Annotated in this window: 16 protein-coding genes; 11 read left to right on the forward strand and 5 right to left on the reverse strand. The window is 69.7% G+C overall.

Going from position 1 to position 14,140, the window contains the following annotated elements; all coding sequences use genetic code 11:
- The first annotated feature begins 9 nt into the window (after positions 1 to 9).
- The 11 genes from GTZ93_RS04445 (at position 10) to GTZ93_RS04495 (ending at position 9,832) form a co-directional block, all read left to right on the forward strand.
- Complete coding sequence (locus GTZ93_RS04445) at positions 10 to 963, forward strand: lysophospholipid acyltransferase family protein (RefSeq protein ID WP_120576829.1); 954 nt, start codon at positions 10 to 12, stop codon at positions 961 to 963.
- A 13-nt stretch (positions 964 to 976) separates the two neighbouring features.
- A complete protein-coding gene (locus GTZ93_RS04450) occupies positions 977 to 1,528 on the forward strand; it encodes an LptA/OstA family protein (protein WP_161662648.1) in 552 nt (183 codons plus the stop codon).
- Complete coding sequence (locus tag GTZ93_RS04455) at positions 1,525 to 2,175, forward strand: LptA/OstA family protein (RefSeq protein ID WP_139916735.1); 651 nt, start codon at positions 1,525 to 1,527, stop codon at positions 2,173 to 2,175. Before GTZ93_RS04450 ends, GTZ93_RS04455 begins: the two co-directional genes overlap by 4 nt.
- Positions 2,172 to 2,912 (forward strand): LPS export ABC transporter ATP-binding protein, encoded by a 741-nt coding sequence (gene lptB, locus GTZ93_RS04460; protein ID WP_120554202.1) that lies wholly within the window; start codon positions 2,172 to 2,174, stop codon positions 2,910 to 2,912. Before GTZ93_RS04455 ends, lptB begins: the two co-directional genes overlap by 4 nt.
- A 252-nt stretch (positions 2,913 to 3,164) precedes the next feature.
- Entirely contained in the window at positions 3,165 to 4,685 is a 1,521-nt protein-coding gene (rpoN, locus tag GTZ93_RS04465) for an RNA polymerase factor sigma-54 (protein ID WP_120576832.1), read from the forward strand.
- Between the two features lie 58 nt (positions 4,686 to 4,743).
- Entirely contained in the window at positions 4,744 to 5,382 is a 639-nt protein-coding gene (locus tag GTZ93_RS04470) for a GNAT family N-acetyltransferase (protein WP_139916737.1), read from the forward strand.
- 16 nt (positions 5,383 to 5,398) lie between these two features.
- On the forward strand, positions 5,399 to 6,187 hold the full coding sequence (locus GTZ93_RS04475; protein WP_139916739.1) for a hypothetical protein: 789 nt from the start codon (positions 5,399 to 5,401) through the stop codon (positions 6,185 to 6,187).
- 270 nt (positions 6,188 to 6,457) lie between these two features.
- On the forward strand, positions 6,458 to 7,105 hold the full coding sequence (hpf, locus tag GTZ93_RS04480; protein ID WP_120576834.1) for a ribosome hibernation-promoting factor, HPF/YfiA family: 648 nt from the start codon (positions 6,458 to 6,460) through the stop codon (positions 7,103 to 7,105).
- Between the two features lie 200 nt (positions 7,106 to 7,305).
- On the forward strand, positions 7,306 to 7,767 hold the full coding sequence (locus GTZ93_RS04485; protein WP_139916741.1) for a PTS sugar transporter subunit IIA: 462 nt from the start codon (positions 7,306 to 7,308) through the stop codon (positions 7,765 to 7,767).
- Positions 7,768 to 7,790: 23 nt separating this feature from the next.
- Positions 7,791 to 8,636: a hypothetical protein gene (locus GTZ93_RS04490; RefSeq protein WP_139916743.1), complete on the forward strand. Its 846-nt coding sequence runs from the start codon at positions 7,791 to 7,793 to the stop codon at positions 8,634 to 8,636.
- 95 nt (positions 8,637 to 8,731) lie between these two features.
- Positions 8,732 to 9,832 carry an alpha/beta hydrolase family protein gene (locus GTZ93_RS04495; RefSeq protein ID WP_139916745.1) on the forward strand — a complete coding sequence of 367 codons (1,101 nt, stop codon included), beginning with the start codon at positions 8,732 to 8,734 and terminating at the stop codon, positions 9,830 to 9,832.
- 19 nt (positions 9,833 to 9,851) lie between these two features.
- On the opposite strand, the gene GTZ93_RS04500 is transcribed toward GTZ93_RS04495, so the two are convergent.
- From GTZ93_RS04500 to GTZ93_RS04520, 5 genes are read right to left on the reverse strand one after another with little or no spacing between them, the layout of a single operon-like run.
- Entirely contained in the window at positions 9,852 to 10,202 is a 351-nt protein-coding gene (locus tag GTZ93_RS04500; RefSeq protein ID WP_139916747.1) for a DUF7716 domain-containing protein, read from the reverse strand.
- 23 nt (positions 10,203 to 10,225) lie between these two features.
- Entirely contained in the window at positions 10,226 to 10,687 is a 462-nt protein-coding gene (dtd, locus tag GTZ93_RS04505; protein WP_120594076.1) for a D-aminoacyl-tRNA deacylase, read from the reverse strand.
- 54 nt (positions 10,688 to 10,741) lie between these two features.
- A complete protein-coding gene (locus tag GTZ93_RS04510) occupies positions 10,742 to 11,575 on the reverse strand; it encodes an ABC transporter permease (protein WP_139916749.1) in 834 nt (277 codons plus the stop codon).
- Positions 11,572 to 12,486, reverse strand: coding sequence for an ABC transporter permease (locus tag GTZ93_RS04515; RefSeq protein WP_219629056.1), 915 nt, complete (start codon positions 12,484 to 12,486; stop codon positions 11,572 to 11,574). The genes GTZ93_RS04510 and GTZ93_RS04515 overlap by 4 nt, the downstream gene beginning before the upstream one ends.
- The gene (locus GTZ93_RS04520; protein WP_139916751.1) at positions 12,483 to 14,099 is read right to left on the reverse strand and encodes an ABC transporter substrate-binding protein; all 1,617 of its coding nucleotides are present in this window, start codon (positions 14,097 to 14,099) and stop codon (positions 12,483 to 12,485) included. The genes GTZ93_RS04515 and GTZ93_RS04520 overlap by 4 nt, the downstream gene beginning before the upstream one ends.
- Between the last annotated feature and the right edge of the window lie 41 nt (positions 14,100 to 14,140).

The raw sequence follows: 14,140 nt of genomic DNA on the forward strand, positions 1-14,140 counted from the left end.
AGACGCGTCGTGGAGCGTCCCCCTTTAACAAAGCGCCTCAAGCGTTACCTGCGCTACCTGCTCATCGCCGGGATGTTGCGCCTGCTCCAGTTCCTTTCGCTGGACACGGCCCGCACCCTGGGCATGACCCTGGGCGGCTGGGCCTACGCGTTCGCGGGCGGAGAGCGCAGGAAGGCGCTCAAGTCGCTGGCCCGCGCCTTCCCGGAGAGGACCGGGGCGGAACGTGACGCGCTCGCCCGTGACGCCTTCCGCCATCTGGCCGCCGCGGCCCTGGAGGTCGCCTCCGCGCGGGCGCTGGATGCCGGGCTGGAGTCCCTGGTGTCCTGGCCGGACGCGGACCGCCAGGTGCTGGAGGCCGCGCTGGCGAAGGGGAAGGGTGTCGTCTTCGTGTCCGGCCACGTGGGCAACTGGGAGCTGCTCGCCCGGCGCGTGGCGAGGGCGGGCTACCCCAGCCAGAGCATCGCGAAGGAGACCAGCGACCCGCGCCTCACCGCGCTGGTGGAGGACTTCCGGGCGAAGGGCGGCGTGCGCAGCATCTGGCGCGGCCAGGAGGGCGCGGCCCGGGCCATGCTCCGCGCGCTCCGGAGCGGCGAAATCCTGGGCATCCTCATCGACCAGGACACCAAGGTGCAGTCCGTCTTCGTGCCCTTCTTCGGGGAGCTGGCGGCCACCCCTCGCGCCGCGGCGGACCTGGCGCTGCGCACCGGCGCGGCGGTGGTGGTGGGCTTCTGCCAGCGCGACGGCCAGGGCTACCGGCTCACCATGGAAGAGGTGCCGCACCCGGACGCGACGGAGCGTGAGGCGGCCGTGCAGGCGCTCACCGCCGCGCTGTCGCAGCGCATCGAAGCGGCCATCCGCCGCGCCCCCGAACAGTGGGTGTGGATGCATCAGCGCTGGAAGACGCGTCCTCCCGAGGACGCTCCCCTGGCCCTCGCTGACGCACCGTCCGCCCCGGCGCGGTGATAAGGAGGGCCTTGTGCCGCGCCTGCTTGCCTTGAGCTTCCTGGGACTCCTCGCCACCGCCTGCGCGCCGCGCCGTCCGGCCCCGGGCGCCGCGAACGAGCCGCGCCCGGACGTGGTGCTGGAGGGCGCGCACCTGCGCTCCTACGAAGGCGACACGCTCCAGGTCTCCGGCACCGCCTCGCGCGTCCTCTACCGGCGCGCGGGCGGCGAGGTTCAGGCCACCGAGGTCGTCGTGCGCCTGCCCCCTGGGAAGGGCGCGCAGGGCTCGCCTGGCGCCTCGCGGGCGGACACCATCATCACCGCGCCGAATATGGACGGCAGCCTCGCGTCCAAGAGGTGGGTGGGGGCGGGCGGGGTCGTCGTGCAGACGGCGGAGGGACTGGTGGCCAACACTCCCCGGCTGACCTACGACGCGGATGCGCGGCGGGCCCATGGCGACGAGGGCGTGACGATGAGGGGCCCGGACTACCAGATGCGGGCGGACCGCTTCACGCTGTCCTCCGCGGACCAGACGTTCACCTTCGAGGGCACGGTCCAAGCCGTGCTGGGTGGAGCGACGGAGTGATTGAGTTCCTCGTGATGGCGCTGTTCCTGGCCCAGCCCGCGTCCTCGCAGGCCGCCGCGCCCGCAGCTTCCGGCGCCCCGGTCGTCGCGCAGGCCACTCCGCCCGCGAAGCCCGGTGCCCCCACCGCGCCCGCCGCGAAGCCCGCTGCTCCCGACTCGGCCGCTCCGGCCGCTCCGCCGCCCGCGCCGGGCACGTCGCTGGCGCCCACGGGCCTGCGCAACCCGGTGGACCTGTCCGCGGACCACGTCACCGGCGACCGCAACCAGGCGGTGCTCACCGGCAACGTGGTGGTGAAGCACCAGACCATGGACATCCGCTGCGAGAAGATGACCGGCTACTACAACGCCACCCGCCAGGTGACGCGCGTGGTGTGCGCCGGCAACGTGCGCGCCGTGGACGGCGACCGGCAGGCCCGGGGCGAGCGCGCCGACTACGACGTGCCCTCGGGCGTGCTGGTGGTGACGGGCTCCCCGGAGGCCCGCCAGGGCAACACCTACCTCACCGGCACCAAGGTGCGCCTCGTCCTGGGCAGCGAGCGCCTGGAGGTGGAGAACGCCCGCATCCTCGTGGACTCCCCGTCCACCACCGCCGTCCCCGGCACCCGCAAGAAGGCCCCCGCGCCGAAGCCGGCGGGCACGACGCCATGAGCGGCGCGAAGCTGTTCGCCGAAGGGCTCCAGAAGTCCTTCCGCAAGCGCCAGGTGGTGCGTGACGTGTCCTTCAACGTCGCCCCCGGTGAAGTGGTCGGCCTGCTGGGACCCAACGGCGCCGGCAAGACGACGAGCTTCAACATGGTGGTGGGCCTGGTGACGCCGGACGCGGGCCGGGTGCGCGTGGGCGACGAGGACCTCACCCACCTGCCCATGCACCGCCGCGCGCGCCGTGGCGTGGGCTACCTGCCGCAAGAGGCCTCCGTCTTCCGCAAGCTCACGGTGCGCGAGAACTTCCTGGCCGTGCTGGAGCTCCAGAAGGGGCTCACCGCCCAGGACCGCAAGCAGCGCGCGGACACCCTCCTGGAGGAGTTCGGCCTCTCCCACGTCGCCGACTCCTGGGGAGAGACGCTCTCCGGCGGCGAGCGGCGGCGCGCCGAAATCGCCCGCAGCCTCATCCCCGCCCCCCGCTTCATCCTCTTCGACGAGCCCTTCGCTGGCGTGGACCCCATCAACGTGGGCGACCTCCAGCGGCAGATCCACCTCCTGAGGGAGCGGGGCCTGGGCATCCTCATCACCGACCACAACGTCCAGGACACCCTGGGCATCTGTGACCGGGCCTACATCATCGCACAGGGTCAGATTCTCGAAGAGGGAACCCCTGCGCAGATCGCCGGCTCGGCCCGTGCGAGGGCCGTCTACCTGGGAGACCGGTTCCGTCTCCAGGCTCCGTGAAAAGCCGCTCTCTCCGTATGTCTCCAGATGCTCGCGGTGAAGTTGGCCCCGCTTTTGCGTCGACGTCTGAACATCTGCCAAGCGAGCGGGGGTTACGACAACCTGTCGGATTTCCAGCGGATTTTTGACGATGCAAATCAGAAACCACGCGCTGGGGCACTGGACGTGGCCGGGGGTCCTTGTTAGGTTGGCACGGTCCTTGATTGGAATCTCCAATCAGGTGGCACGCAAGCCTTCCGGAGACGCCCCCACATGGCGATGGAACTCAAACAGAGCCTGAAGCTCGCCCAGCAGCTGGTGATGACGCCCCAGCTGCAGCAGGCCATCAAGCTCCTCCAGCTCTCACGCATGGAGCTCCTGGACCAGGTCCGCGAGGAGATGGAGCAGAACCCCCTCCTGGAGCAGCCCGAGGAGGGCATGCCCGGGGAGGTGAGCGAGAAGGAGCCTGGCGAGGCCTCGCTCGAAGCGGACAACGCGGAAATCGCGCGCGACGTGGATCTGCCGTCGGCGACGCCGGAGAACGCCCAGGAGTTCAAGGCGGACGGCGAGGGCCCCCCGGAGATCGACTGGGAGTCCTACCTCAACAGCTACCAGTTCAACGAGCCCACCACCGCCTCCAACAAGGGCAACGTGGCCACGGACGACCTGCCGTCGTTCGAAGCCAACATGGTGAAGAAGGAGGACCTGGTCGACCACCTCCAGGAGCAGCTGGGCACGCTGCGGCTCAACGAGGCCGAGCGCCGCGTGGCGGTGCTCATCCTGGGGAACCTGGACGACGACGGCTACCTCAAGCTGCCCGACATTGAAGGCGACCCGCTCATCCGCCTGTCCAACGAGGCGGACGTGCCCATGCACGTGGCCGAGCGCACCCTGCGCCGCATCCAGAACCTGGAGCCCCGGGGCTGCGGCGCGCGCGACCTGCAGGAGTGCCTGCTCATCCAGCTGCAGGCGATGAAGGACCCGAACGCGGCGCTGCTGGGCCTCATCATCAAGCGGCACATGAAGTACCTGGAGAGCAAGAACCTGCCGGCCATCGCCAAGGACCTCAAGGTCACCCTGGACGAGGTGGTCTCGGCGGCGAAGCTGCTCCCGAAGCTGGATCCGCGGCCGGGCCGCAACTTCAGCGGGGATGACGCGCAGTACATCACCCCCGACGTCTTCGTCTACAAGCTGGGGGACGAGGACTACACGGTGGTCCTCAACGATGACGGTCTGTCCAAGCTGCGCATCTCCGGCATGTACCGGAACGCGCTCAAGAACGGCGCGGTGAGCCCCGGGCAGACGAAGGAGTTCATCCAGGACAAGCTGCGCAGCGCGATGTGGCTCATCCGCTCCATCCACCAGCGGCAGCGGACCATCTACAAGGTCACTGAGAGCATCGTGAAGTTCCAGCGGGACTTCCTGGACAAGGGCATCGCGCACTTGAAGCCGCTCATCCTGCGCGACGTGGCGGAGGACATCGGCATGCACGAGTCCACCGTCAGCCGCGTCACCACGAGCAAGTACGTGCACACGCCGCAGGGCATCTTCGAGCTGAAGTACTTCTTCAACTCGTCCATCGCGCGCGTGTCCGGCGAGGACACGGCCAGCGAGGCCGTGAAGCACCACATCAAGCAGCTGGTGTCGCAGGAAGACTCGCGCAACCCGTACTCGGACCAGAAGATCGTCGAGCTGCTGCGCTCGCAGGGCACGGAAATCGCCCGCCGCACGGTGGCCAAGTACCGCGAGGTGCTGGGCATCCTCCCCAGCAGCAAGCGCAAGAAGTACTTCTGAGCCGTCCTTGAAGTACCGGCCCTGCACAGCAGGGCCGGTTTGGGGCATGAAGCGGTCCATGGACCCCGTGCTCCCCACCGATGTCGGCGTTCCCCGTCGTGACCCCGTGCCGCTCGTCGTCCCGCCCGTCACCCTGGAGGGGAGGGCAGTGCGACTGGAGCCGTTGTCACTGGAGCACGTGCCCGCGCTCGCGGCGGTCTGCGAACCGGAAATCTTCGCCAACTTCTCGCGCGTGCTGAGCACGGAAGCGGACGTCGCGGACTACATCACCGTCGCGCTGAAGGCGGCCGCCACGGGCACTGAGCGGCCCTTCGCCATTCGCGAGCTGGCGAGCGGCGCCGTGGTGGGCACCACGCGCTACATGGACATCTCCCGCGAGTTCCGCACGCTCGAAATCGGCTCCACGTGGCTGGCGCGGCGGGCGTGGCGCTCGCGGGTGAACACCGAGTGCAAGTACCTGCTCCTCACGCACGCCTTCGAGACGCTGGGCGTGATGCGCGTGCAGCTCAAGACGGACAGCCGCAACGCGCGCTCCAGGGCGGCAATCTTGCGCTTGGGTGCTTCCTTCGAGGGCATCCTGCGCAACCACATGCTGGTGCGTGGCGGCGTGGTGCGGGACAGCGCGTACTTCGGGTTCATCGACACGGAGTGGCCCGGCGTGAAGGCGCGGCTCGAAGGACTGCTGGCGCGGGAGTGATAGGGTGCCGGCCGCCATGACCTTCCCCGCATCGAGCCCGCGTCGAACCGTGTCCTGCTTCACCGTCCTGGGGGCGCTCGTGGCGCTCACCGGCTGTAGCGGCGGCGAGACGAAGGTGATGTCGCTGGCGGAGCTGTCGGACCGCTCGCTCATCTTCGCGCTGGCGGACGTGGATGACGCGGAGACGCCGGACGCGCAGGGCGCGCACCGCTTCACCGCCAGCTACACGGTGTCGCCGGACGGCCCGTGCTCGCGCTTCGCCGACGACGTGACGGCCACCTTCAACGGCCAGCCCATGACGCTGGTGCCGGGTGGCGCGTCGGACGTGGGCGGGCGCTCGGAGGCGTGTGAGAACAGCCGCGTCTACTTCAACTTCGATCCGGCCGCCTGGGGCCGCGAGCCGGTGGAGGACATCGTCGTGCAGTTGCAGGACGCCTCCAGCACCGTGCGCCTGGTGGTGAAGAACGCCAAGGCCAAGCGCAAGTTCACGTTCCAGGGCGAGGGCACCCCGGACAAGCTGCGCGTGGGGCAGTCCTACGACTTCCTCTGGGAGCCCTCCACGGAGGTGCCCGGGCCGGTGGAGGCGCTGCTCCTGCGCGAAGGGGGCCGCGCGCCCGGCGTGCTCTCCGTCACGCAGAACGGCAACACGTCCACCGTCGCCATCCCCGCGGGCACCCCGCAGGCGAACCACATCCTGACGCTGGGCGCGGACCTGGAGGGCGTCGTGGGCGAGTGCACGGGCGTGGCGTCGTGCTCGGGCGCCATCTACCACTCGCAGGACTACGTGCTCTCCGTGGTGCCCTGATTCCGCCGGGCCGCGGGGCGATCCGCAGGCATGTTGCTGGCGTGAGCGCCACGCACGCGGTGTGGGGGAATGCCGACCGGAAAATGAGGCCCGGGTCGGAATCCCCTCACCGTGCCATGCAGCGGACACCAGACGTGTCCTATTGCGGTCGCTTTCGCGAGCGCGATCCGTGAACGGGATTTCCAACCTGGGGGGCCGGGTTGCTTTCGGCGTGGGCTCCGTTTCTGATCTGTCACGGAGCTTACCTCTCTCCCTAGGAGGCGGCCACGCATGCAGCTCAACATCACCTTCCGTCAGTTCGGAGCGTCGGATTCCCTGAAGGAGTACGCCCGTGAAAAGGTCGATCGGGTGAACCGACTGCTGGACCGGGCTGGTGAAGCCCACGTGGTGCTGTCGTTGGAGCGGCACCTGCATCACGCGGACATCACCATCCACTCCGGCGCCTGGGTCCTCCGAGGGCGTGAGAAGAGCGATGACATGTACGCGTCCATCGACCTGGCGATGGACAAGATCGAACGGCAGTTGCGCCGCTACCGCGACAAGCTCAAGTCGCACCACGGCAAGGAAAAGGTCCATCACCGCCAGGACCTGGTGAGGGTCCGCCACGACGTCTTCGAGGTCCACGAGCCGGAGGCGACCGCGGAGGCTTCCACGCCCGCCGCCCAGGCCGCGCCCGCCGCGCAGGCGCCGGTGGCCGAGTCGGGTGTCGCCCGCCTGGTGCGCACCACGCATCTGGCCATCCAGTCGCTGTCCGTGGACGACGCCGTGATGCAGATGAACCTGATGAACAACGACTTCTACGTGTTCCAGAACCAGCAGTCCCAGGCGCTGTCCATCGTCTACCGGCGCAAGGAGGGAGGGTTCGGGCTCATCGAGCCGCACCTGCCTGACGCGCCGGTGGCCGCCACCGGCACCTGACAGGCAGTCGTATCCGTGCCGGGGAACCGGGTCCGGGACATCCCCGGGCCCGGGTCCGGGGTGGGGGGAACGGCCCGGGCTGACGCGCAGTGAGCGAAGCGCCTGCCACCGCCCAGGCGACCCTTGCGCGAATCCAGTGTGAGGAGTAATTGCCGGCCGAGGAATCATTGCCGGCCCGGAGCGCCAGTGCGGGAGCGCCATTGAGAATCGCCGATTTCCTCAGCCCCCAGGCGGTCGTCGCGGACATGCAAGCCCGGACGAAACCGGAGGTGCTGCGCGAGCTGAGTGCCACGTTGGCCCGGGCGCATCCGAATCTGCGCGAGGACCGGCTGGTGGCGGTGCTCCAGGAACGCGAGAAGCTGGGCAGCACGGGCATTGGCGAAGGCGTGGCCATCCCCCACGGCAAGCTGGCGGGCATGGACAGTCTCCAGGCGGCCTTCTGCGTGTCGCGCGCGGGGGTGGATTTCGAGTCCATCGACGGCAAGCCCACGCACCTGTTCTTCGCGCTGGTGGCGCCGGAGAACAGCGCGGGGGTGCATCTGAAGGCGCTGGCGCGCATCTCGCGGCTGTTCAAGAACCCGCGCTTCCGGGCGGCCATCCTGGAGGCGCCCTCGGCCACGGACATCCACGCCCTCATCGTCCAGGAAGACGCGCGGCCCTGAGGGCCTGACAGGAGACGCCCCGCATGGACGTCGTCCTGCGTCCCATCAACGACCGTTTCTTCCACGAGCAGGTGCTGCCCTTCTTCACGCGCGCCATGGGGGATGCCTCCGGCGCGCTGGAAGCCCTCTCCAACCATCTGGGTGACGCGCAGGCGTTCACGCTCTGCCAGCGGCTGGCCTCGTCGGCGCTGCCGGGGGGCGTGGGGTCGGTGGACTCGGACGGGTGGATGGACCTGGTGGACAGGCTGGTGTTCCAGCCCTGGCGCGAGGCGCCCGGCGGCTGGGAGGTGGGCGGGTCCCCCGGCGGCTACGCGGATGAGTGGGACGAGGCGCTGAACCTGGCGCTGATGGTGGAGGACGCGGCCTATCCCTACTGGGACACGAAGGCGGCGCGCGTGGTTCGGGACAACTTCCGCCGGCGTCCCCCGGGCGAGCAGGGGCTGGCGTCGCTCCTGGCCGGGCAGTGGGACCCCTTCCCGGAGTTCCCGCCGGACCGCGTCTTCATCACGCAGGGCCGTGGGGAGTACGCGGTCCGCGAGCGGTTCGCCTTCGCGGACTGGGCCTGGCGGCCGGCGAAGACGGTGTTGCACTGGCAGGTGAACCTGCCGCGCAAGTTGGAGCGGCTGCTGACGCGGGAGCAGGAGCGCCTGAAGCTGCCGGTGCTGCCGGAGCGCGACGAGGTGCTGGGCTACTGGACGGGGAAGCTGCCCCAGCCGCCGCCCCTGTCCGTGCTGTTCTCCGGCCTGGGCCCGAACGCGGCCACGTGGATCCGCGAACTGGGTGCGCTCACGCTGCACCTGCGCAGCGCCGCGCAGACGAAGCAAGGGCTGGCCGCGCTGGTGACGCGCGGGACCACCGTGCGGCTGTGAGCTGACTGCCACCGGGTCCCTGGTGCGGCTCGGCTGAAGCGGACGGCGATTTCCGGGTTTCCTTGTCCTGCCGTTCCCGGTCATGCTCCGGGGCCATGCGCCGCTTCCTGTTCCCCGTGGGTTCCATGCTCCTCGCCGCCGTCGCGGTGCTGACGGGCGGCTGTTCCTCCGCGAAGAAGGCGACGGAGGCTCCGCGTACGGACCATGCGTCGCTCTACGGGGCGGACGCGGCCTACGCGGTGGGCGTGACGCAGTCGCTGACGTACGAGGACGCGGTCCGCCGCCGCACGCTGAAGCCGCTGGTCTGGTACCCGGTGGCGCCCGGCACGCCGATGGACAACCGTGCGCCGTCGGACCTGTTCAAGCCCTTCTACGGAGCGAAGGACGCACCGCTTTCGGACGCGCGGGAGCGCTGGCCGGTGGTGTTGCTGTCGCACGGGAGTGGGGGCTCGTTGATGGACCTTTCCTGGTTCGGTTCGAACCTGGCGGCGCATGGCTTCGTCGTGGTGGCGTTGAACCACCCGGGCAACACCTTCGGCGACACGAGCCCGGAGGGCTTCGCGCGCGCGTACGAGCGTCCGCAAGACTTCACGGTCATCCTGGACCACCTGCTGAAGGATCCGAAGTGGGGCCCGCGTGTGGATCCGGAGCGCATCGGCGCGTCGGGGCACTCGATGGGCGGCTACACGGCGCTGGCGCTGGTGGGACTGAACCTGAACCTGGAGTGGATTGAAAAGCGCTGCAAGACGCCGGGCACCCGGGAGGAGATTGGCTGCGAGGGCCTGCGCGACGTGGACTACAGCCGCATCGACATGAAGCACTCGCGAGCGTCGTACCTGGACCCGCGAGTGAAGGCCGCGTTCGCGATGGCGCCGGGCATGGCGGCCTCCTTCGAGGCGCGCGATACCGCCGACGTCCAGAAGCCGGTGGAGCTGGTGCTCGCGAAGGGTGACGAGCTGATGCCGCACGAAGGGCACGGCATGCACCTGGCGGGGCTGCTGTCGCCCGCAACCACGACGACGGTGGTCCTGGACGACGCGGGGCACTTCACCTTCCTGCCCGAGTGCTACCCGAAGGGCTTCGACGTCATCGCGATGCTGTGCCGCGACCCGGTGGCGGGGACGCGCCCGGCCTCGCACGCGCGCACCAACGCGGAAGGCGTAGCGTTCTTCCGGCGCGTCCTGGACGTGCACTGAATCGGTTGCCAGAGGCTCGTCAATCCGTTCTCCGGCCCAGAGTCCTTGCGGCACCAGGACTCAAGTCGATGAACGCATCGTGCTTCCAATAGAAGTTGAATGCCTCAACAAGCTCCGCCGGGGAGGCATCCTCTTTCTGTAGCCTCGCATTCGCGACAATCGACCGTGTGTCAGCAACCGAGAGCGCCTTGTGCAAGCCGTGTTTGCATGCTGGCTCTGGCAGTTCATCCGAGTAGACGTCCCGTTGCAGAACCATCGTGGGTGTCTGCAATCCGAGCGGATGATTGTCTCGGACATAGAGCGCATGACCCCGAACCGGGTAGGCGTCGATTCGCGCGAGCACGTTTGCAAGCCACTCGAAGGATTCCATGATGCATCACCTTTCAAAGAGGCTCAGGCAGGAGCCGCGGCCTTCGGAGGGCTCTCCAGCAGGATGGTGACGGGCCCGTCGTTGACGAGCGCGACCTTCATGTCCGCGGCGAAGATGCCGGTGCCCACGGTGAGGCCGCGCTGGCGCAGCGCTTCGCAGGTGCGCTCGTAGAGGGCCTTGGCGGCGACGGGCTCCATCGCGTCGATGAAACTGGGCCGGCGGCCCTTGCGCGCGTCGCCGTAGAGGGTGAACTGGCTGACGACGATGAGGTGCTTGGAGGTGTCCTCCAGCGACAGGTTCATCTTGCCGTCGGCGTCCTCGAAGATGCGCAGCATGGCCAGCTTCTCCACCATCCACGCCATGTCCGCGTCGGTGTCGCCCTTGCCCACGCCCAGCAGCACGAGCAGGCCCGGCCCCATCTCGCTCACGCGCTGTCCGTCCACCGTCACCGACGCTTCCAGGACCCGCTGCACCACGGCCTTCATGGATTGACTCCCTTGCGTTCCTGCTTCCTGCCAGGGACGCCCGAGGCCTTCAAGTCAGCGTCCTTCGTGACGCGGATCCATCGCGTCGCGCAGCGCATCGCCCAGCAGGTTGAAGCCCAGCACGGTGACCGCCAGCGCGATGCCGGGGAAGAGGGCCACGTGCGGCGCCACCAGCAGGTACTGCGTCCCCTGGTCCACCAGCGCGCCCCATGACGGCGTGCCCGGCGGGACGCCCAGCCCCAGGAAGCTCAGGGACGCCTCCGCGACGATGGCGCCCGGCAGCGCGAACGTCGCCAGCACGAGCAGTGGCCCCGCGGCGTTGGGCAGGATGTGCCGCACGAGGATGCGGCCCGGCCCACTGCCCAGCGCCCGAGCAGCCTGCACGTAGTCGCGCTCTCGAAGGGTGAGCACCTGTCCGCGCGTCAGCCGCGCGTAGCCTGTCCATCCGGTGAAGGACAGGGCGAACACCACGTTGGCGAGGCTGGGACCCAGCACGGCGGTGATGAACAGCGCCAGCAAGATGCCGGGGAACGCGAGCAGCACGTCCACCAGCCGCATCAGCGCTTCGTCCACGAGCCCGCCCGCATAGCCCGCGATGCCGCCCAGCGTGATGCCCACCGCCGCGGACAGCACCACGGCGAAGAAGGACACCTCCAGCGATACGCGCGCGCCGTACAGCACATGCGTGAGCACGTCGATGCCGTTCTCTCCCGTGCCCAGCAGGTGACCGGGCGTCGGGGGCAACAGCTCGCGAGTGAGGTCGATGGCGTCCGGCGCATGCGGGCTGAGCCACGGCGCGAACAACGCCGTGAACACCCAGACGCACACCACCGCGAGCCCGAAGCGGGCGCCCCACGAGTGCAGCCGGAACCGATGGGCCGCGCTCATGAGCGCCTCCGCACGCGCGGGTCGACCCACGAATACGCGAGGTCGGTGAGCGTGTTGACCGCGACGTAGCAGAACGTGAAGAGGAGCACCGTGGCGCGCACGGTGTTGTAGTCGCGCTTCTCGATGGCGGTGAGCAGCAGCGTGCCCATGCCCGGCCACGCGAACACCTTCTCCGTCACGATGGCGCCGCCCAGCAGCGCGCCGAACTCCAGGCCCAGCACGGTCACCAGTGGCAGCAGCGCGTTGCGGAACGCGTGCTTCCACAGCACCACGCGAGGCGACAGGCCCTTGGCCCGGGCCACCGTGACATAGTCCTCACGCAGCGCTTCGAGCATCGTCGCGCGCGTCATCCGCGCCAGGAACGCGGCCAGCGCGGTGCCAAGCGTGAACGCGGGAAGCACCAGATGCCGCCACGACTCCGCGCCCGACACGGGCAGCCAGTCCAGCTTCAGCGCGAAGAGGATGATGAGCACCGGCCCCAACCAGAAGCGGGGCAGGGCGACACCCGCCACGGACACGCCCATCGCCGCCGCGTCCACGGGCGTCCCTCGTCGCGCCGCCGCCATCACGCCCAGGGGCAGCGCCAGCACCAGGGACACGGCCATCGCCGACACCGTGAGCAGCAGCGTGTACGGCAGCGCCGCGCCCAGGGCCGGAAGCACCTTGCGCTGGAACGGAGGCAGCGACGTGCGCAGCTCCCCGGTGGCCAGGTCTCGAGCGAACGTCCAGAGCTGCGCGTACCACGGCAGGTCCAACCCCACGGCCTGCCGCAGCGCCGCGCGATCCACCTGCGTCGCCTGCTCCCCCAGCATCACGTCCACCGGGTCCCCAGGCACGAGGTGCAGGAACAGCGACACGAGCAGCAGCGCCCCCACCATCGCGATGAGCGCGGACACGAGCCTCCGGGTCACGGCGTGCCCCCACGCTCGGGCGTCACTTCCCGCGCCTTCGCCAGCGGCAGCAGCAATCCATGCGCGCTGGGTTCGAAGTCCGCGAGCCGCGAGGACACCACCGCGACGCTGGCCTCATGCCACAGCGGGATGACGGGCATGTCCGCGTCCAGCTCCCGCTGCGCCTCCGCGTACAGTGTCTTCCGCTCCTCGCGAGACGCCTGCGTCGCCGCGTCCAGCACTCGGTCCAGCTTCGGGTCCTTCAGTGCCCCGCGGTTGAACCCGCCCCAGTGGTTCTCAGGGCCGGGGATGTTCGCGGAATGGAACGCGCCCCTCAGCAGGTCCGGCTCCATCACGGCGGCCCACTTCAACGTGAACAGCTCGAAGCGCCCCCGGCGCACGTCCTCGAAGAACGTCCCGAACTCCAGCGCCCGCACCTCCACCGCGATGCCCCCCTTCGCCAGCTGCTCCTTGAGCACCAACGCCACCGCGCGCCGGAAGCGGTCCGTGCTCGTCTTGAAGGTGAAGGACAGGCGCGGCTGTCCCCCGGGCCCGTCCGGATCCGGGTACCCCGCAGCGTCCAGCAGCCGGGCCGCCTCCTCCGGCGCGTAGCCGCATCCCGGTGTCTCCGTGAAGGCCCAGTGCTCGCGCGGCAGCATGCTGGACGCGGGCTCCGCCAGCCCGTGCAGCTTGTGCTCCACCAACGGGCGCACGTCGATGAGGTGACACAGCGCCTGGCGCACGCGCACGTCCGCGAGCGGCCCCTCGCGCAGGTTGAGGCCCAGGTACGTGAAGCCCGTGCCCGGCTTCGTCACCACACGCAGGTGGGGCGACTTGCGCAGCGCGGGCAGCACCGCCGGGGACACGCCGTTCACCACCAGGTCCGCGCGGCCCTTGAGCAGCTCCAGCACCCGCGTCGTCTCGTCCCGCACCACCCGGAACGTCAGCCTCGACACCGCGGGCTTCCCTCCATGCCAGCCCTCGAAGGGGACCAGCGTCAGGTGCTCCTCGTCCGGCCACGACTCGAACCGGAAGGGCCCCGCGCCCACCGGGTGCGTTCCCTGCGCCTCGATGCCTCCGGGCCCCACGCGCTCCGCGGGCAGGATGGCCGCGGACAGCTCCGCGAGCAGCGGCGCATAGGGTCGCTTCAAGTGGAAGCGCACCGCGCGGGCGTCCACCACCTCCACCCGCTCCACCGGCTCGTACCGCTCGCGCTTGGGGCTGCCCAGCTTCGGGTCTCGCAGGGCGTCGAAGGTGGCCTTCACGTCCTCGGCGGTGAGAGCGCTCCCGTCGTGGAAGGTCAGCCCCGGGCGGAGGACGAACTCCACCACCGTGGGCGAGACCTCCCGGAAGGACTCCGCCAGCTGGGGCACGGGCCGGCTCGCGTCATCGAAGGTGAGGAGCCCCGGACTGACGAGCTGCGCCAGCCGCTGTCCATGGGCCGTGAGGGCGAAGCGATCGTCCAGGCTGTCTGGTGGGGCCTCCAACAGCACCGTGATGCCCGCCGGGGGCGCCGGGTCGCGGCAGCCGGAGTCAAGCACCAGCGCCAGCGCGATGAAGAACACCCGGGCGGCGCGGAAGGGCAGGGGGGGCATGGCGTCTGTCACGAGGTGGATGTCAGGCGGGACGTCCATGCTGCGACAGCCTTCTTCTTGTTTCCAGGAAGCAGGCAGGC

Source organism: Corallococcus exiguus (assembly GCF_009909105.1).
Classification (GTDB): domain Bacteria; phylum Myxococcota; class Myxococcia; order Myxococcales; family Myxococcaceae; genus Corallococcus; species Corallococcus exiguus.